This is a genomic window from Lactobacillus sp. B4007 (genome assembly GCF_026535895.1).
In the GTDB taxonomy this organism is placed as follows: Bacteria; Bacillota; Bacilli; order Lactobacillales; family Lactobacillaceae; genus Lactobacillus; species Lactobacillus panisapium.
Map to the genome: position 1 here is coordinate 39,145 of NZ_JAFNPA010000006.1, position 23,975 is coordinate 63,119.

The 23,975-nt window shown below is 38.4% G+C and carries 22 protein-coding genes, 27 tRNA genes and 1 riboswitch; of the genes, 2 read left to right on the plus strand and 47 right to left on the minus strand.

Going from position 1 to position 23,975, the window contains the following annotated elements; translation table 11 throughout:
- Positions 1-17: 17 nt before the first annotated feature.
- The 6 genes from J3U54_RS08795 to J3U54_RS08820 all read right to left on the minus strand — a co-directional run bounded on the left by J3U54_RS08795 (position 18) and on the right by J3U54_RS08820 (position 4,232).
- Positions 18-839, minus strand: a complete 822-nt coding sequence (locus J3U54_RS08795) for a PTS system mannose/fructose/sorbose family transporter subunit IID (RefSeq protein ID WP_103751962.1) — start codon at positions 837-839, stop codon at positions 18-20.
- Positions 820-1,647: a PTS mannose/fructose/sorbose/N-acetylgalactosamine transporter subunit IIC gene (locus tag J3U54_RS08800; protein ID WP_103751961.1), complete on the minus strand. Its 828-nt coding sequence runs from the start codon at positions 1,645-1,647 to the stop codon at positions 820-822. The genes J3U54_RS08795 and J3U54_RS08800 overlap by 20 nt, the downstream gene beginning before the upstream one ends.
- Before the next feature lie 17 nt (positions 1,648-1,664).
- Positions 1,665-2,132: a PTS sugar transporter subunit IIB gene (locus tag J3U54_RS08805; protein WP_103751960.1), complete on the minus strand. Its 468-nt coding sequence runs from the start codon at positions 2,130-2,132 to the stop codon at positions 1,665-1,667.
- A 14-nt stretch (positions 2,133-2,146) separates the two neighbouring features.
- Positions 2,147-2,836 carry a GntR family transcriptional regulator gene (locus J3U54_RS08810; protein ID WP_228706330.1) on the minus strand — a complete coding sequence of 230 codons (690 nt, stop codon included), beginning with the start codon at positions 2,834-2,836 and terminating at the stop codon, positions 2,147-2,149.
- Positions 2,836-3,561: a GntR family transcriptional regulator gene (locus J3U54_RS08815; protein ID WP_103751958.1), complete on the minus strand. Its 726-nt coding sequence runs from the start codon at positions 3,559-3,561 to the stop codon at positions 2,836-2,838. The genes J3U54_RS08810 and J3U54_RS08815 overlap by 1 nt, the downstream gene beginning before the upstream one ends.
- Before the next feature lie 533 nt (positions 3,562-4,094).
- The gene (locus J3U54_RS08820) at positions 4,095-4,232 is read right to left on the minus strand and encodes a helix-turn-helix domain-containing protein (protein WP_228706329.1); all 138 of its coding nucleotides are present in this window, start codon (positions 4,230-4,232) and stop codon (positions 4,095-4,097) included.
- A 181-nt stretch (positions 4,233-4,413) separates the two neighbouring features.
- On the opposite strand from J3U54_RS08820, the gene udk reads away from it, so the two are divergent.
- Positions 4,414-5,055, plus strand: a complete 642-nt coding sequence (udk, locus tag J3U54_RS08825; RefSeq protein ID WP_103751957.1) for a uridine kinase — start codon at positions 4,414-4,416, stop codon at positions 5,053-5,055.
- Positions 5,056-5,128: 73 nt separating this feature from the next.
- Here the strand turns inward: udk and J3U54_RS08830 are convergent, their stop codons facing one another.
- From J3U54_RS08830 to J3U54_RS08845, 4 genes are all read right to left on the minus strand, one after another.
- Entirely contained in the window at positions 5,129-5,617 is a 489-nt protein-coding gene (locus J3U54_RS08830; RefSeq protein WP_103751956.1) for a cupin domain-containing protein, read from the minus strand.
- A 42-nt stretch (positions 5,618-5,659) separates the two neighbouring features.
- Positions 5,660-6,406, minus strand: coding sequence for a tyrosine-protein phosphatase (locus J3U54_RS08835; protein ID WP_103751955.1), 747 nt, complete (start codon positions 6,404-6,406; stop codon positions 5,660-5,662).
- A gap of 163 nt (positions 6,407-6,569) precedes the next feature.
- A complete protein-coding gene (locus J3U54_RS08840) occupies positions 6,570-7,148 on the minus strand; it encodes an ECF transporter S component (protein ID WP_103751954.1) in 579 nt (192 codons plus the stop codon).
- 44 nt (positions 7,149-7,192) lie between these two features.
- Positions 7,193-7,284, minus strand: a riboswitch (TPP riboswitch).
- Positions 7,285-7,354: 70 nt separating this feature from the next.
- Positions 7,355-8,437 (minus strand): M42 family metallopeptidase, encoded by a 1,083-nt coding sequence (locus J3U54_RS08845; protein WP_267385778.1) that lies wholly within the window; start codon positions 8,435-8,437, stop codon positions 7,355-7,357.
- Positions 8,438-8,664: 227 nt separating this feature from the next.
- Between J3U54_RS08845 and hpt the strand changes: the two genes are divergently transcribed.
- Complete coding sequence (gene hpt, locus J3U54_RS08850; protein ID WP_103751952.1) at positions 8,665-9,234, plus strand: hypoxanthine phosphoribosyltransferase; 570 nt, start codon at positions 8,665-8,667, stop codon at positions 9,232-9,234.
- Between the two features lie 41 nt (positions 9,235-9,275).
- Here hpt and J3U54_RS08855 read toward each other — a convergent pair whose 3' ends face one another.
- From J3U54_RS08855 to J3U54_RS09035, 37 genes are all read right to left on the minus strand, one after another.
- Positions 9,276-10,628, minus strand: a complete 1,353-nt coding sequence (locus J3U54_RS08855; RefSeq protein ID WP_103751951.1) for a hemolysin family protein — start codon at positions 10,626-10,628, stop codon at positions 9,276-9,278.
- A gap of 77 nt (positions 10,629-10,705) precedes the next feature.
- Complete coding sequence (locus J3U54_RS08860) at positions 10,706-11,362, minus strand: nitroreductase (RefSeq protein WP_103752243.1); 657 nt, start codon at positions 11,360-11,362, stop codon at positions 10,706-10,708.
- 411 nt (positions 11,363-11,773) lie between these two features.
- Complete coding sequence (gene smpB, locus J3U54_RS08865; protein WP_103751950.1) at positions 11,774-12,232, minus strand: SsrA-binding protein SmpB; 459 nt, start codon at positions 12,230-12,232, stop codon at positions 11,774-11,776.
- A 9-nt stretch (positions 12,233-12,241) separates the two neighbouring features.
- Entirely contained in the window at positions 12,242-14,572 is a 2,331-nt protein-coding gene (gene rnr / locus J3U54_RS08870; protein ID WP_267385780.1) for a ribonuclease R, read from the minus strand.
- 73 nt (positions 14,573-14,645) lie between these two features.
- The gene (gene secG / locus J3U54_RS08875; RefSeq protein ID WP_103751948.1) at positions 14,646-14,879 is read right to left on the minus strand and encodes a preprotein translocase subunit SecG; all 234 of its coding nucleotides are present in this window, start codon (positions 14,877-14,879) and stop codon (positions 14,646-14,648) included.
- 70 nt (positions 14,880-14,949) lie between these two features.
- Positions 14,950-17,013, minus strand: a complete 2,064-nt coding sequence (locus J3U54_RS08880; RefSeq protein ID WP_267385781.1) for an LTA synthase family protein — start codon at positions 17,011-17,013, stop codon at positions 14,950-14,952.
- A gap of 69 nt (positions 17,014-17,082) precedes the next feature.
- Entirely contained in the window at positions 17,083-18,108 is a 1,026-nt protein-coding gene (locus tag J3U54_RS08885; RefSeq protein WP_267385782.1) for a lysylphosphatidylglycerol synthase transmembrane domain-containing protein, read from the minus strand.
- A complete protein-coding gene (locus J3U54_RS08890; protein ID WP_103751945.1) occupies positions 18,108-19,151 on the minus strand; it encodes a glycosyltransferase family 4 protein in 1,044 nt (347 codons plus the stop codon). The genes J3U54_RS08885 and J3U54_RS08890 overlap by 1 nt, the downstream gene beginning before the upstream one ends.
- The gene (locus J3U54_RS08895) at positions 19,138-20,316 is read right to left on the minus strand and encodes a glycosyltransferase family 4 protein (protein WP_267385783.1); all 1,179 of its coding nucleotides are present in this window, start codon (positions 20,314-20,316) and stop codon (positions 19,138-19,140) included. Before J3U54_RS08895 ends, J3U54_RS08890 begins: the two co-directional genes overlap by 14 nt.
- 121 nt (positions 20,317-20,437) lie before the next feature.
- Positions 20,438-20,522: transfer RNA gene (locus tag J3U54_RS08900), tRNA-Leu, on the minus strand.
- Positions 20,523-20,555: 33 nt separating this feature from the next.
- Positions 20,556-20,626: transfer RNA gene (locus J3U54_RS08905), tRNA-Cys, on the minus strand.
- A gap of 21 nt (positions 20,627-20,647) precedes the next feature.
- Positions 20,648-20,719, minus strand: a tRNA-Gln gene (locus J3U54_RS08910).
- 7 nt (positions 20,720-20,726) lie between these two features.
- Positions 20,727-20,799 (minus strand) — tRNA-His (locus J3U54_RS08915).
- Between the two features lie 11 nt (positions 20,800-20,810).
- Positions 20,811-20,881 (minus strand) — tRNA-Trp (locus tag J3U54_RS08920).
- A 4-nt stretch (positions 20,882-20,885) separates the two neighbouring features.
- Positions 20,886-20,967 (minus strand) — tRNA-Tyr (locus tag J3U54_RS08925).
- 7 nt (positions 20,968-20,974) lie between these two features.
- Positions 20,975-21,047: transfer RNA gene (locus tag J3U54_RS08930), tRNA-Phe, on the minus strand.
- A gap of 6 nt (positions 21,048-21,053) precedes the next feature.
- Positions 21,054-21,127: transfer RNA gene (locus tag J3U54_RS08935), tRNA-Asp, on the minus strand.
- A 3-nt stretch (positions 21,128-21,130) separates the two neighbouring features.
- Positions 21,131-21,204, minus strand: a tRNA-Met gene (locus J3U54_RS08940).
- A 9-nt stretch (positions 21,205-21,213) separates the two neighbouring features.
- A tRNA-Ser gene (locus J3U54_RS08945) sits at positions 21,214-21,300 on the minus strand.
- Between the two features lie 30 nt (positions 21,301-21,330).
- Positions 21,331-21,402, minus strand: a tRNA-Glu gene (locus J3U54_RS08950).
- Positions 21,403-21,649: 247 nt separating this feature from the next.
- Positions 21,650-22,399: a hypothetical protein gene (locus J3U54_RS08955; RefSeq protein ID WP_267385784.1), complete on the minus strand. Its 750-nt coding sequence runs from the start codon at positions 22,397-22,399 to the stop codon at positions 21,650-21,652.
- A gap of 72 nt (positions 22,400-22,471) precedes the next feature.
- Positions 22,472-22,561, minus strand: a tRNA-Ser gene (locus J3U54_RS08960).
- A 4-nt stretch (positions 22,562-22,565) separates the two neighbouring features.
- A tRNA-Ile gene (locus tag J3U54_RS08965) sits at positions 22,566-22,639 on the minus strand.
- 4 nt (positions 22,640-22,643) lie between these two features.
- Positions 22,644-22,714: transfer RNA gene (locus J3U54_RS08970), tRNA-Gly, on the minus strand.
- Positions 22,715-22,734: 20 nt separating this feature from the next.
- Positions 22,735-22,807: transfer RNA gene (locus J3U54_RS08975), tRNA-Phe, on the minus strand.
- A 6-nt stretch (positions 22,808-22,813) separates the two neighbouring features.
- Positions 22,814-22,887: transfer RNA gene (locus J3U54_RS08980), tRNA-Asp, on the minus strand.
- A gap of 3 nt (positions 22,888-22,890) precedes the next feature.
- Positions 22,891-22,964: transfer RNA gene (locus J3U54_RS08985), tRNA-Met, on the minus strand.
- A gap of 36 nt (positions 22,965-23,000) precedes the next feature.
- Positions 23,001-23,074 (minus strand) — tRNA-Ile (locus tag J3U54_RS08990).
- 13 nt (positions 23,075-23,087) lie between these two features.
- Positions 23,088-23,161, minus strand: a tRNA-Met gene (locus J3U54_RS08995).
- Positions 23,162-23,193: 32 nt separating this feature from the next.
- Positions 23,194-23,267: transfer RNA gene (locus J3U54_RS09000), tRNA-Pro, on the minus strand.
- 5 nt (positions 23,268-23,272) lie between these two features.
- Positions 23,273-23,346: transfer RNA gene (locus tag J3U54_RS09005), tRNA-Arg, on the minus strand.
- 8 nt (positions 23,347-23,354) lie between these two features.
- A tRNA-Leu gene (locus J3U54_RS09010) sits at positions 23,355-23,440 on the minus strand.
- A 10-nt stretch (positions 23,441-23,450) separates the two neighbouring features.
- Positions 23,451-23,522: transfer RNA gene (locus J3U54_RS09015), tRNA-Gly, on the minus strand.
- Positions 23,523-23,534: 12 nt separating this feature from the next.
- Positions 23,535-23,607, minus strand: a tRNA-Thr gene (locus tag J3U54_RS09020).
- A 34-nt stretch (positions 23,608-23,641) separates the two neighbouring features.
- Positions 23,642-23,723, minus strand: a tRNA-Leu gene (locus tag J3U54_RS09025).
- A 12-nt stretch (positions 23,724-23,735) separates the two neighbouring features.
- Positions 23,736-23,808 (minus strand) — tRNA-Lys (locus tag J3U54_RS09030).
- A 6-nt stretch (positions 23,809-23,814) separates the two neighbouring features.
- A tRNA-Val gene (locus J3U54_RS09035) sits at positions 23,815-23,887 on the minus strand.
- Between the last annotated feature and the right edge of the window lie 88 nt (positions 23,888-23,975).

The window sequence follows — 23,975 nt, forward strand, 5'->3', positions numbered from 1 at the left end:
ATAACTCCCTAATCAACTTAGCCTAACAGTCCTGACCAAGCACCAAAAATACCAATGGCAGCAATCAACAGCAAAATATACTGTGATTTCCAACCTTTACGATCTAACCAGAAGATAAAGAAGGTAAAGAGTAATGGCAGAATACCAGGAACAATTCCATCACAAATCTTTTGAACGGTTGTTGCCTCTGCACCACTACCAATCTTTAACGGCATTTTGAGTGTGACCATTGTCGCCACCATCGCGCCGACAACCGCTAAGCCTAAGACCGAAGCACCATAGGTCAGTTTATCCATTAAACCGGTTTTTTGAACCTTATCGATAAACGATGAACCAACATTGTAGCCAACAAATAGGCCATAGTAACGTGCTAATAAAGCGGGGATATTGAATATCAGTAAAAAGAGAATTGGACCAAGAATATTTCCTTGCAAGGCTAGCGAAGTTCCGATTCCCGTTGCAATAACTCGCAATGTGCCCCAAAAGAAGGAATCTCCGATTCCACTTAATGGGCCCATCAATGCAACTTTAATGTTGTTGATCGAAGCGGCATCAAAGTCAGGGTCAAGTTCATTTTGCTCTTCCATGGCAATCGAAATTCCTAATGGAAAAGTGCTGAGCCAAGGTGTTACATTGTAAAATTCAAGGTGCCGCTGATAAGCTGCCTTTAATTTTTCCTTGTTTTTACCGTAAATCTTACGCAAGGCTGGAACCATTGAATAAGCGTAACCTAAGTTCATTTGACGCTCATAATTCCAAGCCCATTCCATCGTAAACGAGCGCCAGAAGGTTTTCATTAAGTCCTTTCTGGTGAGTAGCTTAGAATTCTTCATCTTCATAATCAATGCCTCCATCATCAGTATTTTCTTTTCCACTATTTGAACTTGTCGCTGCATTAACCATTGGCTCACCCTTAAAGGCTGAATAGCCGGTTAAAATAAGGGCTAAGCAAGCACCGAAGATGGCAACGCCAGTAACGGAAATCTTAAGGTAAACTGCTAAAGCAAAGCCAATAATAAAGAAAGTGGCATTTTTCTTGTTAATCATCATTTTCATTAATAAGGCAAAACCGTATGCTGGCAGCAAACCTGTGGCAATTCCTAACCCATTAATAATAAATTGCGGTATTACTGCTAAGATTCCTTTAATTACTGGACTACCTAACACATAGGAAATGCCAACAACAAGCCCGATTGGTAAGTTGACGGAGAAAAAGCCGCCGAGGACATTCATCCGACTCACTCCGCTACCGTCACTTTGTTCGGCATACTTATCAGCACGGTGAACGAAGTACGGCAAAATAAAGATAAAGCATAAATTCTTAATTACTAAAACTAATGAGGCGATTGGAATCCCCAGTGTCAAAGCAACTGCCGTACTCTTACCAGCTTCAATGGCAAATGCTGTTCCTAAAACACTCCCAGAAATTATTTCTGGTGGAATCGCAGCGCCAATAGAAAAGGAACCAACAAAAGCCAGCTCAAGAGTTGCTCCCATTATTATTCCTTGGTGCAGGTTTCCCAGCACCAAACCGGTCAACGTACATGTAACCAGTGGCCTAGATAGCATTGATGAGCCTAAGAAATACTCACCATTTCCCAACATTGCAATTAATGCCAAAATAATTGCAGTCAAATATACATTCATAACTTAGCTCCCACACTTTATTTATGAAATTCTTGTTTATCATCGCTTGGAACCTGCTGGATCCAAACCTCAACACCATCATTTTGTAATTCCGTCAACTCATCGGCTTCTTCCGAAGTCAAGTTGATGGTTTTGGAATAATTTTTAGTATCTGTTCTCGGCTTGGTGCCACCAAGGTTTAAACCAGTGATCTTATCTCCAGTGCCTTTAATCAGTTTAAAAGCATCCGCAACTGATTCCACTACGATCAACATTTTATATTTATCAGTTACACCAGAATTAATTGCTTTAATACTGTCATCCACTGATTTCATGACCAACTTTGAATTTTCCGGTTTTGCCAGTCTAATCGCTGATTTACGAAAATCATCATGCGCCACATCATCATTTACGACAAAAATGGTATTAACGTCCAAACTATTAAACCAGGAAACAGCGACTTGACCATGAACCAGCCGGTGATCTACCCTTACAAGCTTAATCATTTTCTATTCCTCCATTAATTAAAATCGATTGAGTACTTAGTTGTTAAAGCATCTTGCAGCCGGTACTCAACAGCTACAATTTTGCTATCATTAGTTGAAAAAAGATTGGTCGTCTTAAAAACAGGACCTTGTTTGTTAATCCGCAGCTGCTTGCTGACCTCATCGGTTGCTTTAATTAACTGAAAATCCTGAAACAGGTTTTCCGGTCGCTCTTTGCCTGCAGCAACAGCTTCAATAATTGAGGTTACTTTTAAGCAACTGGGATCAAAATCAGGAAATAATGCTAACGGAAGTAGCAGCTTTTCCCAAGCCAACTGATTCTTAATCAGGGTAATAAATGAAATATAGTATAAAAGTTCATTAGAACTAATCTTAAAAATGTCGGCATAATATGGGCCAACTAATCTTAAATAACTATCTTTAAATTTTATCATATCTGATGAGTCTAAATATAGTGGTTTAATAACACCAGTCATTTCCAAGATATTCTGCTTTGAAATGGTTGGTGCAACGAATAATCCACTACCCTTTTTGCGAACCACTTTTTTGGCCGCCACTAACTGATCAACAGCCTTCCTAATCGTGGTTCGGCTTACTTGGTAGAATTGCTGCAATTCGGCTTCGGTTGGCAAACTACTTCCCGGAGCATAAATACCAGCAGCAATTTTTGCGTCCAAGTCAGTATAAATTTCTTTAAAAAGCACTATTCTTCCTCGCGGTAATCATAAATATTGTTAGCAATAAAATGATATTTAAAACTGCTACCAATCAAATATTGGGTGGTTGCTTCCAGTGGTTCATCACTTTCTAAATAATTAAAACTATTAACACAGTATAATGGCGTATCTCGTGCGATCTTTAAGACTTCACTAATATTTTCATCAGCTAAAAAGCAGCTGATATTCTCTCTTCCGTATGCCGGTTTGAGCTGATAACGCTTCTGTAAGAATTCATACAAAGGCTTATTGGTAAAATCAACTTTTGCAAGGTCAGCAAATTTTTCGGCAGCAAGGTAAACAATTTCATAGGTCAGCGGAATACCAGACTTGAGTCTTATTCGGCTAACTTTAATTACCTGCTTAACTGAGGTGCCAAAGAAAGCCTGTAATCGCTTAGGTGTGGCAATAATTTGCGTTGCCACATGTTTGATTGCAACAGACTGGTCTTTTAACTCCGCAGTCATTGACTCCATTCCCAGCATGTTAATGTCGATCTTCGCGTTAGCAACCACCCCAGCTCGTTCCTTTACTACAACCTGATCTTCACTTTTCAGTCTATCCAGCGCGTGCAAAACGGCGTTGCGACTAACGTTTAAGTTGTCTGCTACCTCTCTTTGCGCCGGTAAAGTTGGTTTTTCTAATTTAAATTGAATTAAGTCCTGTAAATATTCTTGTGCTTGTGTAGCAGCAGTTCTTTCTTTATATTCCATTTTGCTTTTTGGTTCTCTTTTTAAAATAAATGTATTTTTTTGAAAAGAAATATGGTCAAAAAATGCATTAAAGCCGGCCTTTTTCTAAAATTAAATGATAAATCATCATTTTTCGGTATCAAAGTAATAGTAATCGCTTTCATTAATAGAGTCAATACTTTATTAAAACAAAATTAGCTAATTTATCTAAAAGGAAACAAAAAAGCATTATTTACGCGTGATAACGCAAATAATGCTCTGTTCAATTTTTTAACTAGCCACTCTAATTACTGAAATATTTTAAAGTTAGCTATAATTAATAATATAATTAAAAATTATTAACTATTTTTTGACGTTATAAAGTTACTTTTCGGTGATAAGTTTAAAGCTAAGATTCCATATGAACCAGATTCGATAACAGCAGCTTTAGTTGAAGGTGAATCCAATGTAACTTCAATCTTTCTCTAGTGATTGTATATTTGGTTGAAATTAAATTATAAGGTTTTTGTTTGAAGACACTAACATAGAAAAATATCATCAATAACTTAAAGCTGTTAGCTTTTGTAAACATTGTCATGGATTGCTGAACTAACGGCAGTTTCAGAGACATAATTTCTTTTAGCCGCTGAAATAAAGCCGTTAGTCTGCACCACATCAATAAAGTATTTGACCGGCATCAAGTTATAATTCATTTTGCTCACCTATTTAATTCAACCAAGTTATTTTCTTCACATCTTCATCATAGAGAAAAAAATGACAGATTAAACCATAAATTTTGGTTTTTTTATGAAGAAAAAGATGTTTTTTACCTTAACCGTTGGTAATTCAAGGAAAAGTAAAGTAAAATGTTATTTGATAAAAAGGAGTGTCTCAATGTCTAAACTTGAAAAACCCGTTGTGATAGGAATTACCGGTGGTTCAGGCAGCGGTAAAACTACCATCGCTCACAAAATTGTTGACCAAATGCAGGAAAATGAACACGTCTTAATTATGACGCAAGATTCATATTACAAAGATAATACTGGTATTCCGATGAACATCAGACAGAATATCAATTATGACCACCCTGATGCTTTTGATATTCCCCTTTTAGAGGAGCAATTAAATCGGTTATTACAATACGAGCCAATTGAAATGCCCGTTTACGACTTCAAAGAACACACAAGGAGCAAAGAAACTATCCATATCGAGCCTGCCGATATTATTATTCTTGAAGGAATATTAGTACTGGCAAGTGAAGAGATTCGTAATTTAATGGATATTAAAGTTTACGTTGATACGGATGATGATATTCGTTTTATCAGACGATTAGAGCGTGACATTAAGGAACGGGGCAGATCGATTGATTCGGTCATTGAACAATATTTAGATACAGTTAAGCCAATGTATCACCAATTTATTGAACCAACCAAACGCTATGCAGACATTATCATCCCTGAAGGCGGCGAAAATAATGTTGCCATCGACATGCTCACCACTAAGGTACACTCTGTTTTAAGCGAAAATATTAGATAAAAAACTGATAAACCAAATTAGCATCAAAAAACGCCAAATTCTAACTTTAGAATTTGGCGTTTTCTTATTCATTTTAATCATTTGCCAGCCGCTTAATTACTTCAGCATAATCTGGATATTGTTTTAACAAATCTTGTTTGTGGGGCATTTCAAAATCATCATAGTCAAAGCCAGGAGAAACCATGCAGCTAACTAGACAGAAACTATCTGGCTCCGTGACTTCTGAGGCAAAGATGGTGTTTTTTGGTACCTTAAATTGCAAGACTTCACCTTGGTCAATTCTTTTACCTAATTTAACTGCATAATAATGACCATCTGGAGCAATACAATGAATTGTAATCGCCGTGCCGTCATGGTAATACCATAGTTCATCATGGTTTAAGCGGTGAAAATGGGAACAGCTCTGATCATCAAGTAAGAAATAAATTGAAGTGTAGTAAAATCTATCTGCTTGGCTATCTTGAGCAAAGAACTGCTCATCACTAGTATATATTTGACGGAACCAGCCTCCTTCTTGGTGAGGCTCAAGGTTCAAACTTTTAATATAATCTTCTCGGTTCATAATTTTTGCTCTCTCCACGCTCAATCAGCTAACTTCATTAAGTTAAACCAAGTAATTCTTTTGCATTTGCTCTTTAAAATCTTGTGGCAGTTTCAAGCCGTCAGTAAAGTAGTGATCAAAATCACCGTAATGCTTTTTAACGGTTGAAAAGTATCTTTCCAGGTATTGGCGTTCAACAGTTAACGCAATTGCTACATCATTGAGGTTATTAGGATCCATCTTATCTTTTAAGTATTCTAATATTTCTTCGTTAGCTTTTTTACGAGCAGAAATTGTTTTTAAGTAGTCGATAAAAATCTGCTCCTCACTAACATCCAAGCTCTTTAAAATTAAGGCTGCAGCTACCCCTGTTCGATCCTTACCAGCAAAACAATGAAAGGCAACTGGAACTGGATCAGTCATTAACGTTAGCAAAAAGTCGTGATAGCCTTGCTTAGCAGATTCTGCCAATGCTAATTCTTCATAGGTTTTCAACATGTCCTGTTCAACATGGCTGTTGGCCGAAACGATTTCATCAACACTAGCCTGATTTGTGCCAGTATCTTTCAGCACATCAATTATTTCATAATCTAATTCTGACCAAAGATAGTCTGGATATTCTTGTCTCTCCTCATCACCGCGAAAATCAACCAGTCGCTTTATTTTGTAGTAGTTCTGAACACGATCTTTTTGTTCATCGGTTAAATCAAATAGTTGACCACAACGAAAAAGTAGCCCTTCTTTAACCTTTCTTCCATCCGAACTAACATAGCCACCTAATGAACGCCAATTTGTTATCTCTGTAGTCATAATTCTCCTTAAACTTATTATTTATTAAAACTTTTTGGTTTTCATAAAGGAATATTATAATTTTTATTGAATTCTACGTCCATGATTTTCGCAAACTAATTTGTGTTTCTTAGTCTTTTTTATAAAAAAACCGCAAAAAATATTTTGCGGTGCTAATTTTAATTTAAGCAATTTTGGGCTTTAATGCCTGATCAAATAAGTTAGTAATCAATTTTACCAAAACGCCGTCAAAGACAAGCGCAGAGAGTATACAAGTAATAAACATGATAACTTGCAGTTGGATGCTATACTTACTCCAGCCGTACAAAAAATACGTTGGAATAAAACTACCAAGGCCGGCAAAAAAGGCCCCTGTTAGTACGCTTTGCCAAGAAAATGCTTGATAACGACTTTTTTGCGGGAAAAAGCCAATTTCATTAGTTGCACCTTGAATCACACCAGACAAAATTGTTACTGCGCCCCATTGGCCGCCAATAGCCATTTCGACAACTGCTGCCAATGTTTCACCAATTGTTCCTGAACCAACCGTTGGCACGAAATACATCGCTAAGGGAGCTGCCATTAGCCATAATCCAGAAAAAACAGTATCTGTTACCGGAGCAAAGCCGGTCGGAAGCAGTAATAACTTAATTAAATTGTAAGCCCAATTAAATCCATAAGTGTAGATTACTCCCATAATAATTCCAATTAAAGCAATCAGGATAATTGCTTTAACGTTCCATTTTGATGATCTTGTAAACATAAAAATACTCCTAACTAACATTCTAAGTCAGTAGGAGCACTCTAATATACTTAATAACACTTCCCTAGCGCAGGTATTGTCCTGTTCAGGTTCGGAGGGTATTTCTCAGCTAAATGTGGCACCCCTAGTGACTTTCTTATCTTTTTGTCTATTATAACACAATATCAAGCAAACATTTTAAGTTATTCAATTAACTAGCAATTTAATTAAAATTGACTAAAACTAGCCAACTTTTCTTTAGTCAAATCACGGATAATTGCACAAGTTAAGTCAACTGAGGCCTTAAAGTCTTGATATGCGCTGAAGCAGTAGGCCGAATGCTCGTAACGCACTGGAATTCCGATAACAATTGTTGGCGCACCATTTTCATAGTAAATTGCTGCACCATCTTGTCCGCCACCGGTCCGAACCGAACGAGTATATGGAATATTGTTTTTATCCGCTATTTCACATGCGTATTGTTGGAATTTTGGATTAGGCAAAAATGAAGTATCCATATCACGCAGCATTGGTCCACGCTTTAAGCCTGTCTGAGAAAGCCATTTTGGAGTAAATGTATCATCTGCTGGACATGATTCAAGCACAATCCCTAGGTCTGGCTTAATACTTCTAGCTGTTACATACGCTCCCCGTAAGCCGACTTCTTCTTGACTTGAAAGTGCGGCTACAACGTTAAAGTCAGTTTTTTCGCCGTTGAGATTATCCAAAACATCAGCCATTGCAGCTGCACCAAACCGGTCATCAAAATCCTTACCGAAGAAAAGACCAGTTTTTTCATTGTATTCGCACTTGACGTCAACAAAAATGGGACAACCCGTATCAATTTTATAGTCATTAATTGTTTCTTCACGAGAACTAGAACCAACATCAACTGACATATCTTCTACTTCTGGTACATTGTCTCGTTCTTCTTCAGTCATGAAGTGTGGTGGCTTTGTTGCCACTACGCCAGGAACATATTCACCGTCACGGTTTCTAATCTTTACCCGTAAAGCTGGAATATTATATTTAACCCAGCCGCCAAGCGGAACAAACTTGATCATTCCGTTTGGTCTGACTGCCTGAGTTATAAAACCTACGGCATCAGAGTGGGCATCAAGCTGAATGATTGGCCGGCCAGCCTGATTTTCTTTTTTAGCAGCGTAAACGTTGAGCATCCCATCAACTTTTACATCAGCAATATCCTTTACTGTATCAGTAAAAAACTTAACAAATTCACCTTCAAAGCCGGAAGTTGAATTAGCATCCGAAAAAGCTTTGAGCATTTTTATTTCTTGTTCTTTTTCCATCGTTGTAATTGACCTTTCGCTTATTAAACCTTATGTTTCATTGTAGCAAAAAGCAGTAATTTAAGCTATTTCTGAAATAATCCTACTGCTTTTAGCAAAATTAACAATTTTGTCCGTAATTTGGGTACAAAACTGCTAAAAAAGTTTAAAACGAGCTACTTTTTTATATTAAAAATGATATAATCGATTTTATTAGGAATTTTGAGTTTTAAGTGAAGGGTAAATAAATGCCGAAAAACGACAATATTGATAATATTATTGATCATAAATTGTTTACCGAAGATGATATTCACCAAATGTGTGTCAAATTGGGTAAGCAATTAACTGAAGATTATGCTGGTAAAAAGCCGTTAGTTATAGGTGCGTTAAAAGGAGCAATTTTCTTTTTAACTGACCTAGTGCGTGAAATGAACGTCAAAGAAGAAATTGATTTTATGGACGTTTCTAGTTACGGCGATAGTTTTGAATCTTCTGGCGAAGTAAAAATCATTTCTGACTTGGCAACAGATGTCAAAGATCGTGATGTTTTAATCGTTGAAGATATCGTTGATACCGGATTAACCTTGAAATATATGAAGGATTTGCTCCAAAAGCGTGGTGCTAAAAGCGTTAAGTGCTGCGTTTTACTGAATAAGGAAGCTAATCGAAAAGTTGACGTTGAGGTTGAATATTACGGTTCACAAGTCGGAAACGAGTTTGTTGTAGGCTATGGTCTAGATTTTATGAACTTCTATCGTAACCTGCGTTACATTGGCGTTCTCAAGCCTGAAGTCATCAAGCTAGCTAATAATAAATAATAAAAAGGAGCTATTCAAATAGCTCCTTTTTTATTTATCAGTTAGTTTTCTTCGGTTGTTGTTTTATTAGCTTTTGGTGCTAACGGCTTGACAATAAACCACCGCATAAAGCCCTGCTCAATATTTTCAAGTTTAAATTCAAAATTTTCGAGCTCAACCGTTTGATTCTTCTTTAATTCTGGATAATGTTCCATCATATAGCCACCAATAGTGATAATATCACTATTTTGGAAACTCTTAAGATCTTTGCGGAAATATCTGGCAAAATCATATAAGGTCGTTTTACCCGAAACATGAATATTGCCCTTTTTATCTTTGATAATATAGTCATCTGAAACATCATCAATTTCATCTTTAACCGTACCAAAGAGCTCTTCGTAAATATCCTTATCAGTCACAATTCCGCTAGTTCCACCGTACTCATCTACGACTAAAACAATCGGTGTGTGCTTTTTTATCATTAAATGCAAAATATCCTGAATCGGCATTGATTCCGGGACGGTGATCATTGTTCTAATGATGCGAGTTACAGGGACCTGATCATCTATTTCATTTTGTTGAACCACATCGAAAGCGTAAATATAGCCTACAATATCATCTTTATTATTATCGCGGACAACAGGAATACGACTTGAGCCTTCATCAAGATACATTTTTAGTGCTTGCTTGATCGTATCAGTCGAATTGATCACCACTAGCCTAGTTCTGTCCGTCATAATATCCTTTGCGACTTTATCATTGAGTTCAAAAGCACGCTGCATGTATGTCAGGTCGTTTTTATCAAGAGACCCACCATGGACGGCCTTCCGGGATAATTTAATAATCTCAGACTGCGAATAAACCTGATTTTCCTCATCTGCTGGCTCAAAGCCCATAATTTTAAGCAAACCATTGGAACTGGTATTTAAAAGCCAGACAAAAGGATAAACCAAAGTATGAAATAATTGCAATGGCGTAACAATTCCCAGCAATATTTTGACTGGCATGTCAATTGCAATATTTTTCGGAACAATCTCCGTCACAACTACTTCTAGGTAAGTCAATAAAATTACCCCTAAAAGAGCACTAACGGAACGCACTACAGAATGATTAAGTTGAGTTAGTTTAAATAAATTTGCAAAAATTGCTGCAAACGTATCGGCAGAAAACCAACCTAAAACGACGCCAACTAAAGTTGTGCCGACTTGCGTTGTCGATAAATACTCATTCAGGTTATGCGTCATATGTAAAGCACGCTTAACCTTCCTGCTATTACCAGTATTATCTGCCAGCATATCTTCTAGCTGACTTGATCTTGTTTGGACCAAGGCAAATTCAGCAGCAACAAAGAAGGCTGCAAAAACAAAAATCACTAAAGTTGCTATTAAATTAGTAATTATTTGAGCTGTATTCAAAATTTATATCACCTTTTGTAAAAATCATTTGATATATTTTAACATTAATAGCGCTTTATCTTGATAAAAATGTTTTTTTATTTAATTAATTTATAGATTTTCTTAAACGGCAATCTTGCAGGAATATACTTAGGATCATTAACTTCGGCAGACTTATCTTTATAACCTAGACCAATTGCCATCCCGACCAATTCATCATTAGGAATTTCTGCATATTTCCGAACTAAATCTGGGTATGCCACCATTGAATGAGCTGGCATAACAGCAATCCCTTCATTAATTGCTAAAAGCATTATACTCTGTGAAAAAATTCCTAAATCATATACAGACCAAGCTGGCGATGCCTTGGGAATTGTCAAAAAGACTACATCTTGTGCATTAAACATCGTGTTATTTGCGTCTTCAAAAAGATCCATTTTATTATGGAAGAAATATGGTTGTGATGCTCCAACAGCAGCCAAATTTTGACTAGGATATGGATCCCAGTTAAGTGACAAAATTTTAGCAAAATCCTCATGAGGATCAATACCAGCATCAATTTGATTTTTTACTTCTTTTTTTAGTTCGCTAAGTGCTTCTCCAGCTAAAATGTATACCTTCCAAGGTTGAGAGTTCAGTAAAGATGGTGACTGCTGGGCTCTTTTAATTATTTTAGCTAATAACTTTTCATTAACTTTCCTATTAGTAAATTTGCGTGTTACTCGTTCTTGATTATAGACATCATTAAATTCCATTACCATTCAAATCCTTACAAACTAAACTTGGCATAATAATATTTTATTTTATACTTTACTTTTTTGATAAATAATATTTTAAAATCAGAATAAGTCATGCACAGCTTACAACAATTAGCTCTCAAGAACTTAAAGCTGAATGTATTATTTAAAAAAGCCAATTATATATATACTAATAATCTTAATAAATAATCGAAAATATTGCAATGCCATAAAAAAAGACCGCTAAAGAATTTGTCTAAATTTCGTTTAATTTATTCATATACTTTTCTCAATTTAGTCAAATATGCTATTCATGTATCCCTTAAACATATTATCAAAAAAGAGAAATTTTTACTAGCCTTATTATGAAGATAACTAAGCAACTTTTATAGTCAAATAGAAAGAATTTAACCAAATCAAACTGTCATTTTATACTTTATATTGGCGGCGTAATTCACGCTCCTGATCTCTTTTCTTAATCGTTTCGCGCTTATCATATTTTTTCTTACCTTGACCCACGCCAATCAATACTTTGGCAAAGCCATGTTTAAGGTAAACTTTGAGGGGAATAATGGCGATCCCCCTTTGCTCCTGCTCCTTAGCTAAACGGGCAATTTCTTTTTTATGTAATAGCAGCTGGCGTTGGCGCAAGGGCTCATGGTTATAGCGGTTGCCCTGCTTGTATTCACTAATGTGAACATTTTCGAGATAAGCGGAACCATTAATAATTTGAACATAGCCATCGCGCAGATTAATTCTTCTTGCACGTACTGATTTAATTTCGGTTCCTGTAAGTGCAATTCCTGCTTCATAAGTGTCCTTAATAAAATAATCATGATGTGCTTTTTTATTCTGAGCAATTAAGTTCTCATTATTTTGTTTCTTCAATTTCCCGTCCTAATGCTTATACTTGCTAAAATGTGGGTGATTACCATTTTTATGAAAATTATTGCGGCCATTCGTAGCTCCGCGGTGACCGTGATCGTTGCGAAATCCCCGATTTCCACGCCGACGATTATTATTGCCACGGTTATTATGTTCCTTTTTAGGAGCATTGGGGTCATAAATTTCAAAATCTAGTTGATGCTGCTCAACGTTTGCATTAGTCAACGTTACCTTTATCGGCATCCCCACATGATATTGTTTATGGGTACCACGACCAGTAAGCGTCATGCTCTTTTCATTAAAGCTGTAGAAATCATCTGTTAAATTGGAAATATGGATTAATCCTTCAACCGTATTAGGTAACTGGATAAACATCCCAAAACTAGTTACTGAGGATACCACAGCATCAAAATGCTCACCAACTTGGTCTGCCATGTATTCAGTCATCTTCAAATCGTTGGTCTCACGCTCAGTGTCAATTGAAACACGTTCTTGCGTAGAAGTCTGATCTGCGACCTCGGGTAAGGAATTAGCAAAATGATCCCGAACTTTTTTATCAGTTCCTTCCTCGCTATATGCATGGATCATGCGGTGGACCATTAAATCGGAATACCGGCGAATTGGCGAAGTAAAGTGGGTGTAAAACTTGGCAGCTAGGCCGAAGTGTCCGAGGGGTTCTTCTGAATAATGTGCCTGCTTTAAGCTTCGCAGCATCATCATTTGAACAACGGCTTCCTCAGGTGTTCCGGTTGTCTTGGCTACCACTTTTTGCAAGTCAATCGGCTTAACATGATTAGGATCAGCCATAATATTCAAGCCAAATGCACTGCAAAATTCAAAGAAGCTCTTAATTCTTTCGCCATCTGGCGTTTCATGTACACGGTACAAGAATGGTACATGCTTTTTGTAAAAGTCTTCAGCAACGGTTTCATTAGCCATCAACATAAACGATTCAATCATCTTTTCGGCTGTACCCCGATTATGCAAGACGATATCAGTTGGCTTACCCTGATCGTTAACAATAATTTTAGCTTCTGGCTCTTCAAAGTCAATTGCTCCGCGTTGGTGGCGCTTTTGATACAAAGCATTGTGCAACTCGGCCATTTCTTTTAGCATCGGTGCTAATTTAACGTATTTTTCTTCTAGTGGCTCTTCATTATTTGGATCTAGGACCTTATTGACATTGTTGTACGTCATTCGGCCGTGTGAACGCATTACAGAGGGGTGAATCCGGTAATTTACCCGCTCACCTTCTGGCGTAATTTCCATGTCACATGAAAGAACTAAGCGGTCTACGCCCTCATTTAAAGAACAGATACCATTTGATAATCTAAATGGCAGCATCGGAATTACCCGGTCAACCAAATAAGTACTGTTGCCACGAGTAAACGCCTCTTTGTCAAGGGGCGAATTTTCTTTAACATAATGAGCGACATCAGCAATGTGAACACCTAGATGATAATTGCCATTAGGTAATTGCCACAATACTACAGCATCATCAAAGTCCTTTGAATCATCGCCATCAATTGTGACTGCTGGCTGCTTCCTAATGTCCTCACGATCGGCCATTTCTTCGGGCAACACATGATCCGGGATAGCATTGGATTGATCAAGTGCATCCTGAGCCCATTCTGTCTTAACATCATGAGCAGAAACAATTGCCATAATATCAACGCCCGGGAGATTTTTATTACCAATAATTTTGGTGACAACACCAACCATTGAGTCAGGATTATCCTTATCAGGATAATTGCTAATTGAAACCTTGACCATGTCGCCTTTTTGCGGACGCAAGCCATTTTCACCAACATAAACCCGATAATTAGCTAACTTTTTATTAGTGCTTAACACATAGCCGACAAAATGACTAACTTTAGTTTGCTCATCAGTCAGTGGATGAAATTCTCCCACTAAGGAGCTAACTCCACGAGAGATAATCTCCTGAACCTGGCCTTCTGGTCCCTTACCGTTCCACGGATTTCCACCAGCAGTTATTTTAACGCGAACTTCATCACCATCAACTGCATATGCAGTATAATCCTTGGCGATAAAAATATCGTCGGTTTCTTCATCTTCAACTTTAACAAAACCAAAGCCCTTGCTATTGGCTTTAAACATTCCCTCGACAACGATATTTTCTTGAGCCAGTTGATAGTGACCATTGCCGTCAGTGATTATCTTTTTCTCTTGTTCTAAAAAAGATAATGCTTTTACGAGATCAGAAAAATTACCAAGTCGGTCGCGTCTGAGCATGCGCTCAATTTGTTCAACCTGATATTGCTTTTTGGGATTGTGGCGAAAGATCTCTAAAACATTAGCTAAGATTTTCTCGTTTTGTGCCATGCACTTAATCTCCGTTTCCTACTTAAAAAGATAAAAAAAGTCCTCCCATCGTTTTGATCGGGAGGAACCAATACTATTTTGAAGACAAATAAGCTAATACAATAGCAAAAACGAAAAAGAGAACCAGTAAAACTGAAGTCACTTTTTCCATAAATGCTTCAAAACCACGTTTCTTCGTTTGACCACTAAATACTGCACCACCAGATAAGGCATTCAAAGCATCTTGTTGCTTTTGTGGCTGCATCATTGTTGCAACAACGATTAAAATTGAAACAATAATTAGTAGCGTCATAAATAAATTATACAATACGCTGCCTCCAATATACACATACGATTACTGATAAATTTTAGCACAAAATGTGTTTTTTTTCGAGTTTTTATTTTTCAAGTTCAGGCGCATCCGTCTTAAATTTATTTTGCGTCGATTTTTTATGATTATGATACCAAAGCGAAGTTTTGTTATGTGAAGAATACAGATTTTTCAGTGCCTTTTCCTCGTTATAGTTATAATCATGCGGATTGACCTTTTTAAACCATTTCGGATGGTAAAAGCGTAACAAGTTGCCGGCAATTACCCGATCCGATAAAGACAATTGGGTAGTGACCTTATTCGAAATCGCCACAAGTTTTGCTTTTAGCTTCTCATCAGGATCCTCAATCTCTTCACCGGTCTTAGTGTCGTAATAAGTACTTCCGACCTTAGCATATTTAGGCGTAATAAAATCACCGTTACGCTGGGCGACAATTTGTGGTGCTTTACTACTTAATAAATCATGACCGAATTGAATTGCTTTCCGATCATTAATTCCTAAAAGATTTAAAAGCGTCGGCAAAACATCAATTTCTCCCCCATAAGTCTTTTTGATTCCACCCTTTAATCCGGGCATATGGAACATCAGGGGTACTCGCTGAAACTTCAGGTTATCAAAATTGGTAAATTCATCTTGGTTAAGTAGTTCTGCACTAGCCTTATGGTGATTACCGGATATCCCATAATGATCGCCATAGAGCACCAGCATGGTATTTTTATCCAATCCAGTTTTCTTCATCCAGCGCATTAATTCACCAATTGCCTGATCTAGATAGTGTGCCGTCTGAACATAGCCATCAACCGTTTCATCCCCGGTATCGGTTGGATCAATCGACTGATTTTTCTTATCTAAATCATAAGGATAGTGGTTGGTAACAGTTATCAATTTTAAGTAAAATGGCTGCGGCAAGCGCTCAATATACTTAATTGATTGGTCAAAAAAGATCTTATCCTTTAAACCATAGCCGATATAATATTTAGGCTTATTTTCATAATAAGACAACGGCATAAAATAGTGATAACCAAATTGCTTATAAGCATTATTACGATTCCAAAATGAACCAGCTCCACCGTGCATTACGGCAGTAGTATAGCCACCTTGTTGATTTAAAATCGCTGGGGCACTCTCAAAAGTATTGGAAGTCCCATAACTAGACATTGCAGAGCCAGATTGTAAACCATATAAGGAATTTTCCAGCATCATTTCCGCATCAGAAGTCTTACCTTGACCAACTTGGTTATAAAAATTAGCAAAACTTAATGTATTTTTCGACCGGTAAAGTTTATTTAAGTTGGGGGTAACTTCTTTGCCCTTCCACTTATAACCAATTAAAAACTGCTGGAAACTCTCAAGGTGAATAACCATGACGTTTTTCCCTTTAGCTACGCCGGTATATTCGGGATTAGGCTTAACATAATTGGCCTTTAAGTACTTTTTGACAGAACTTAAATCAGAGACATTTGCCTTAGCCATTTGCTCGCTAGTTTGCGCGGTTTTAAAGCTATCGTAAACGGCATATTGGTTCATTCCCAAGTACTTAACGATATAGCTGTTATCGAATGTTCTGGTTAAAAGCCCTGAACGATCTTTTTGCGCCATCATCAGGTTAACGCCAATTAGCACAACTGCCAGCCCTTCAAGTAAAAGATTGAACTTTAATTTTAATGGGCGCAAATCGTACTTAATCACTTTGCTAACCATTAAAGCAATAATTGCCAAAACATCAATGAAAGTTAAAAAATCAGTTACCCGCGTTATCCCGACAATACTTTTTCCTAAATTATCAGCCGTTGAACCAGATGTTTTAATGATTGATAAGGATAAAAAATTGGAAAATTCGCGGTAATACAAAATATTAGCAAAAAGCCATGTGCTAAGAACTAAATCAATAACAATGATAATCCAATAAGATTTACGTCCCTTAAAAAATAGGCCTATTCCCAGCAGCAACAAAGCCGTTGGCAACGGATTGATAAACAAAAGAAAATTTTGCATCGCACCGACAGCACCTAAATTAAACTTGGTCAAATAAATTACGTACGTTTTTAGCCAAAAAGTTATTAACACAATGGTAAAAAAACCTAATTTGGTTGATGTTAACCATTGCAAGAAAGACTTGGTCCGTGTCATTCTATTCTCCTCTCACTATGCTAATATCTTACCCTTAAGCTCAATTAAACATAGTGATTTTAGTAAAAATTAATCTTTTGCTGAGCTAGTAACTTTTTTCGGTTTGAAAATCCAGCCAAAAATACCTAAAATCATCCCGAAAAAGTAGGTTACAAAGCGCCACAAAAACATCCCAAAAACAAGCGCACCTTTAGATGAAATGAAACTGGCAAAGAGCGTTTGAAAACTATATTCTGCCCCGCCTGAAGCTCCTGGAATGGGAATAATTGCCATAAACATGATAATCATAATGTTCATTTGCGTAACACTGACCCAATCAGCCGAAACGCGTAAAGTTACCAGAACCATAAACGGAATTGAATAAAAGCAAAGCAGCTGCAGCACTGTTAACACGGCGCTAAGCACTAATTTCTTTTTTTCACGCTTTAGCTTCTGACTTTCGGTATAAAAAGTGTCAATCTTTGCCATCGTTGCGGTCCGCCAGCCCTCTACACGCTGGGGATTAATTATTTTAGCTAGCCATTTCATTAACCAATTAGCTGCTTTTTTAGTCCAGTTGTAAGCAAACAAAATTGCTAATAAAAAAATGATTGAGCTAACGTGAATTAAAAAACCAATTGCAATAAAAAAGGCAAGACCTGCAAATTTAGTCGCAACCATATGAAAACCAGTAATAATGGTAACAACATATGCCAAGAAAACAACAATCTGATAAATGATAAATTTCATCAACAAAAGTGAAGTAGCACGGCCGCCTTCAATTCCCATCTGTACCATTGCAGCCAGTTGAGACGGCTGACCACCAGTTGACATAGGGGTAATTGCATTAAAGAGTGCCTGAATAATTGGAATTCGTAAAAATGACCACTTTGATCGTTTAGGCTCACCAGGACGTTGTGCAAGAACGGCTAAAATGCTAGCTTCAAAAACATATGATAGCAGCATTAACAAGAAAACTAATAGCAGTGCACCAACATTGACATTATTCATTGCCTGCCGCAGTTGCGATACTGGTGTATCTTTTAAATCAACATACAAAACGCCAAGGCTGATGAGTAAAACAACCGCAATTCCCCAAAAGTGCTTTTTATTCATTAGCGGATCTGTCCTAACTCCCTGCCAAGTTCATATTGCTCGTGATAAAAATCACACCAAATTTTGGCTAAATTATCTTCTGAATATTTTTCACTAGCCATATTAGATAGATTACTGTATTTGTGCAAAAGTGCCTGATCATTCGCCACTTGGCGCAACTGCGCATTCAGTTCATCAAAGTTTTTCCCTTTTAAATAGTAACCTTTGATAATGGCATCATATAAAGCAAGATCGCGCAATAAAACCGGTGTCCCACAGCTAAATGCTTCCAAAACAGACATTGGAAAAAGCTCATCAAATGATGGCAAAACAAATAGATCTGCGATGTTTAAATAATCAACTAATTGTTGCCGGTCAATGATACCGGTGAATGTTAAGTTCTTTGGCGGATTGGCCACTAATTCTTTAAAGTGATCGTAGCCGTCAGTAATTTTGCCAAAAGAAAAACCACCTGCCCAAATAAACTGCATCTCTGGGTTGGCCTGTGCTAGTTTTGCAAAATCATCGACTCCTTTACGAGCCTGAACTTGCCCATCACCAAAGACTACAAATTTATCAAGAGGAATACCTAATTGATGCCGAAAGGCATTCTTTTTTTCCTGCCGTTCAGGATAGAATTCATCTTTTGCCACAAAGTTAGGAATGTACTTAACCTTTTCCCGTTTGATACCGTAATTAACCAATTTATCAATAAAAATAGGGTTAACCACAACAATTTGATCCATTCTTTGATAAAAGTCGATGACATATTTATAAAAGACTTTTTTTGCATAATTCGGCAGCTTGACTGAGCCTTCTAAAGTCTCCGGTAAAAAATGGACATAACCAATTTTACGTCCACGCGCTGGGGAAAAACTGTTAACAAAATAAGTAGGATTTATGGTGTGATAGTGGGTTAAATCGCTGGCACCATATTTATTATTCGTTACATAAAATTCATTAACTAAGTGGGTTCTTAATAAGTTGATCAGTTCGTTATAAGCAGAGCCAACACCCTGGCCCTTAACTGAATCAGCTTGTGAGAACATATTAATTCTTATCATTGCTATCCTCTTCGCGCTCTTCCTGGTAATTTTCGATTACTTCTTCATAAAACTGATGTACTTCGCTAGCAAAACGCTCAGCCGAAATTTGTTTCATTTTAGCTTTCAACTTATCTGGCGGAATTTCAGTTTGATTTTCTCTTAAATAAGATAAAATTGCGTCACGCATTTCGCTAGGCCGAGTGAAAACTTCGCCAAAGCAAGGATTATCGAAGACATTTTCCGTATATTCGGTATCATAAACAACGCACTTTGTGCCCGCAGCGAGTGCCTCAATATAGGTAAGACCTTGCGTTTCAGTATCGCTTGCTGAAACAAACAAATTGGCCATCTTGTAAAATGCCCCAACATCATCGTGAGGAACATCGCCAACAAACTGAACGTTATCCTCTAAAGTCAGTCGCTCAACTTGCTCTTGCAAGATCTCGACGTCTGGGCCATCTCCCGCTATCACAAGCTGTACGTTAGGAAATTCATCGACAATTTCTGGCATAACATTTAAAATCCGATTAATTTTCTTCTCCCCAGCTATTCGGCTCAAGGTTAACAAAACGGGGACATCGGGAGCAATTCCTAGTTCATGACGCACATCATGGGTTGCGGGCTTATCCAAGCTCTTAACATCTACACCAGTCGGAATTACACGTAAAGGTATAGATACACCATAGCGCTTCAAAAGAGCCTCAACGCGCTTACTAGGGGCAATAACACCATCCATGTTCTTAAGGTAAACATTGGTAAATTGCTTAACGTGATATGGTCGCAACAAATGCCCGTTTAACACGTAGTGTAAATAGTCTTCATACATCGTATGGTAAGTATGAATTGCCGGTATTTTTAATTGGTGAGCGACATATTTACCAATCATTCCCAAAGCAAACTCTGTTTGCGTATGAACAACATCCAGTTTTACTTCACGTGCTACTTTAGTTGCTTCAAAAAATCCTCTAAATGCTACTCGGCGATCTGTAAATGAAATAAATGGCACACTACTGAAGCGAAAAACGTTAGCCTCAATAGTACCTTTTTTCACGTGCGGATCCGTCGTTGTAAAAATAAATACATTATGTCCCTGCTCTTCAAGGGCGTCTTTTAAAGTTTTAATTGACGTTGCTACACCACTGATTTGTGGAAAATATGTATCGGTAAAAATACCAATATTCATTTGAATACCTCCGTATAAAGGTATTATAAAGATTCCGCTTTGCTTGTGCAATTTTTATAATAGAAAAAGCGCGTAATTTTATAAACAAAAAACAGCTTCATGTATAGAAGCTGTTACCTAATAGCGGTGATCGGGGTCGAACCGATACGTCCTAAACGGACACCAGATTTTGAGTCTGGCGCGTCTGCCAATTCCGCCACACCGCCATAATTTTATGAAGTTCAATGAGTGAACCATTAAGGCGGGGATCGGATTTGAACCGACGATTAAGGTTTTGCAGACCTCTGCCTTACCACTTGGCTACACCGCCATTGAATATTTATTTAATAGATTGGGATAGCTGGATTCGAACCAGCGCATAATAGAGTCAAAGTCTAGTGCCTTACCGCTTGGCTATATCCCAATACTAGGGCGGAATATGGGATTCGAACCCATGTATGCCGGATCCACAAACCGGTGTGTTAACCCCTTCACCAATTCCGCCATGAGGTAAACAGGGATAGTAGGAATTGAACCCACACTAGCGGTTTTGGAGACCGATGTACTACCTTTATACTATATCCCTATTATGGAGGAGGGTGGATTCGAACCGCCGAACTCAGAGAGAGCGGTTTTACAGACCGCCGCGTTTAGCCACTTCGCTACTCCTCCAGGCTGATGGCGCGGGACGGAATCGAACCGCCGACACAAGGAGCTTCAATCCTTTGCTCTACCGACTGAGCTACCGAGCCATCCTACGGTCCATATCAGATTTGAACTGATGATCTTCTCCGTGACAGGGAGACGAGATAAACCACTGCTCCAATGGACCATATTGCGGGAGGTGGATTTGAACCACCGACCTTCGGGTTATGAGCCCGACGAGCTACCATACTGCTCCATCCCGCGATGTTATAAAGGAGGATGTGGGATTTGAACCCACGCACGGCAAGACCGTCTAACGGTTTTCAAAACCGTCCCCTTAAGCCACTTGGGTAATCCTCCAAATGTAAAAATACCAATAAACGTTGGTAATGACCCGTACGGGATTTGAACCCATGTTACCGCCGTGAAAGGGCGATGTCTTAACCACTTGACCAACGGGTCATATTCTCTTCTTACGACATAAGACGCTTAATTATAATACCGAATTTAATTTAAAATGTCAACAACTTTTTATTTTTATTAATTCGCGTATCAATTGCGATTCCTCAATCACAACGTTATTTATAATACAGGATTCCTAGTCATCTTGCAAGAGTTTTATTCAAAAAGATGAATTTTTTGTAATGATTGCATTACTTTTGCTTTTATCAGGGCGCAAAAACCTAGTACAAAAGCTTTATAATTAGGCTTATTTCTCAATTATTGCTGGACAGCCACTTCTTCCCCAAAACCAAATTGGCGTTTGAAAATCAACTGGTCTGTACTTAGTATCTTTCAGTAAATCAAACCAGGCAGCTATAACAAGATCCTGCTTTTTTGAACTATTTTCTTCTTCAGCTGTAATCAAACCTAATTTTTTACTAGCCTTTATCACGTGACGATCAGCTGCAATAGAAATTTTAGACACGTTTTTTAATTGAAGACTTGTATAATGATCCAAAATAAATAACCAGTAATTGCAGAGCTTTTTGCCAGAAAGATACGGAAACCCGGCTTTATTATCAATTTGAAGATATTTTCTAATTTGAACCACGTCATCATGATTTTCATGACATAAGGTTAATACACTGTCGGCGAAATTATCATTCAGTGTTTGGCATATTTGGCACCAAATAGCCGTCTGCTTGTTTTCTTGTAAAGCTAAGCGGTATTTAGTTAAAGCTGCCTGAACAGTGCCAAAATCGCTCTCAGCAACTTTTTTGGGGTTAAAGAGGAAGTTAGTCGATTCATCTAAATACGTCTTCTTTGCACTCACCCATAAAGAATACGAATTTCGCTGATAGTTAAGTGCTGTTGGCAAAGTAAAATACAATGCACTTTCTTCAGAATCTTGAGCAAGATGTGGATTGGTATCTTCAGGCAATTCTTTAGATCCGAAAACGCCATCCTCGTACATCTGTGCAATGTTTTCGATTGACTTTAGAACATTTACTTTCATCTTTTTTACCCGGTAATATACATAACAACAAAAAAAGCTTGCAAGCTTTAACACTTACAAACTTCTTAATTACGGAGACTGAGAGATTTGAACTCTCGCACCGGAATAACCCGATCTACACCCTTAGCAGGGGCGCCTCTTCAGCCACTTGAGTAAGTCTCCATAATGGGCCTAAATGGACTTGAACCATCGACCTCACGCTTATCAGGCGTGCGCTCTAACCAGCTGAGCTATAGGCCCCAAAAGCGGGTAACGAGAATCGGACTCGCGACTAAAGCTTGGAAGGCTTTCGTTTTACCACTAAACCATACCCGCAAAAACAAACTAATAAAAAATGGCGCGGGACGGAATCGAACCGCCGACACAAGGAGCTTCAATCCTTTGCTCTACCGACTGAGCTACCGAGCCATTCTACGGTCCATATCAGATTTGAACTGATGATCTTCTCCGTGACAGGGAGACGAGATAAACCACTGCTCCAATGGACCATATTGCGGGAGGTGGATTTGAACCACCGACCTTCGGGTTATGAGCCCGACGAGCTACCATACTGCTCCATCCCGCGATGTTAAAATATAAAGGTACAAAACCCCATGTTTAATGGACCTTGTAGGACTCGAACCTACGACAGGACGGTTATGAGCCGTCTGCTCTAACCAACTGAGCTAAAGGTCCAAGCTCTAGCAAATAGCGGCGGGGGGGATCGAACCCTCGACCTCCCGGGTATGAACCGGACGCTCTAGCCAGCTGAGCTACACCGCCAACAAATGTAACCGTTAATTAACAAATTACAATCGGGAAGACAGGATTCGAACCTGCGACCCCCTGGTCCCAAACCAGGTGCTCTACCAAACTGAGCCACTTCCCGGGATATGCGCCCTGAAGGATTTGAACCTTCAACCTTCTGATTCGTAGTCAGACACTCTATCCAGTTGCGCTAAGGGCGCATCATTAATGCCGAGGACCGGAGTCGAACCGGTACGGTTGAAACCAACCGCGGGATTTTAAGTCCCGTGCGTCTGCCAATTCCGCCACCCCGGCATGTAATGAAAGCGGAAGACGGGATTCGAACCCGCGACCCCCACCATGGCAAGGTGATGTTCTACCACTGAACTACTTCCGCATTAATATGAAATGCCGATTATACGATTTGAACGTACGACCCCCTGTTTACAAGACAGATGCTCTACCAACTGAGCTAAATCGGCAAGATGTAAATATGGTATATATTATTATGGCGAATACGGGTGGTGGGACTTGAACCCACACGTCCGAAAACACTAGAACCTAAATCTAGCGCGTCTGCCAATTCCGCCACACCCGCAAAATGGGGCCATGAGTCGTGACGGGCTTGAACCGTCGACCCTCTGATTAAAAGTCAGATGCTCTACCGACTGAGCTAACGACTCGGTAAATGGAGGATACAGGGCTCGAACCTGTGACCTCCTGCTTGTAAGGCAGATGCTCTCCCAGCTGAGCTAATCCTCCATCAAAGCACGGCAGCTTCCTACCCTCGCAGGCAGTCTCCCACCAACTACTCTCGGCGTGAAGAAGCTTAACTGCTGTGTTCGGCATG

Excerpts from the sequence above, each read along its gene's own strand:
- J3U54_RS08880 (WP_267385781.1), bottom strand. The coding sequence starts at position 17,013 with ATGACACGGACCAAGTCTTTCTTGCAATGGTTAACATCAACCAAATTA.
- J3U54_RS08845 (WP_267385778.1), bottom strand. The coding sequence starts at position 8,437 with ATGGAAAAAGAACAAGAAATAAAAATGCTCAAAGCTTTTTCGGATGCT.
- J3U54_RS08890 (WP_103751945.1), bottom strand. The coding sequence starts at position 19,151 with ATGATAAGAATTAATATGTTCTCACAAGCTGATTCAGTTAAGGGCCAG.
- J3U54_RS08860 (WP_103752243.1), bottom strand. The coding sequence starts at position 11,362 with ATGGAATTTAATGATGTCTATAATCAAGAACGAGTAACACGCAAATTT.
- J3U54_RS08820 (WP_228706329.1), bottom strand. The coding sequence starts at position 4,232 with ATGAATTATAACTTGATGCCGGTCAAATACTTTATTGATGTGGTGCAG.
- J3U54_RS08835 (WP_103751955.1), bottom strand. The coding sequence starts at position 6,406 with ATGACTACAGAGATAACAAATTGGCGTTCATTAGGTGGCTATGTTAGT.
- rnr (WP_267385780.1), bottom strand. The coding sequence starts at position 14,572 with ATGGCACAAAACGAGAAAATCTTAGCTAATGTTTTAGAGATCTTTCGC.
- J3U54_RS08885 (WP_267385782.1), bottom strand. The coding sequence starts at position 18,108 with ATGAATAAAAAGCACTTTTGGGGAATTGCGGTTGTTTTACTCATCAGC.
- J3U54_RS08830 (WP_103751956.1), bottom strand. The coding sequence starts at position 5,617 with ATGAACCGAGAAGATTATATTAAAAGTTTGAACCTTGAGCCTCACCAA.
- J3U54_RS08815 (WP_103751958.1), bottom strand. The coding sequence starts at position 3,561 with ATGGAATATAAAGAAAGAACTGCTGCTACACAAGCACAAGAATATTTA.
- J3U54_RS08895 (WP_267385783.1), bottom strand. The coding sequence starts at position 20,316 with ATGAATATTGGTATTTTTACCGATACATATTTTCCACAAATCAGTGGT.
- J3U54_RS08805 (WP_103751960.1), bottom strand. The coding sequence starts at position 2,132 with ATGATTAAGCTTGTAAGGGTAGATCACCGGCTGGTTCATGGTCAAGTC.
- hpt (WP_103751952.1), top strand. The coding sequence starts at position 8,665 with ATGCCGAAAAACGACAATATTGATAATATTATTGATCATAAATTGTTT.
- J3U54_RS08955 (WP_267385784.1), bottom strand. The coding sequence starts at position 22,399 with ATGAAAGTAAATGTTCTAAAGTCAATCGAAAACATTGCACAGATGTAC.
- J3U54_RS08840 (WP_103751954.1), bottom strand. The coding sequence starts at position 7,148 with ATGTTTACAAGATCATCAAAATGGAACGTTAAAGCAATTATCCTGATT.
- udk (WP_103751957.1), top strand. The coding sequence starts at position 4,414 with ATGTCTAAACTTGAAAAACCCGTTGTGATAGGAATTACCGGTGGTTCA.
- J3U54_RS08795 (WP_103751962.1), bottom strand. The coding sequence starts at position 839 with ATGAAGATGAAGAATTCTAAGCTACTCACCAGAAAGGACTTAATGAAA.
- J3U54_RS08800 (WP_103751961.1), bottom strand. The coding sequence starts at position 1,647 with ATGAATGTATATTTGACTGCAATTATTTTGGCATTAATTGCAATGTTG.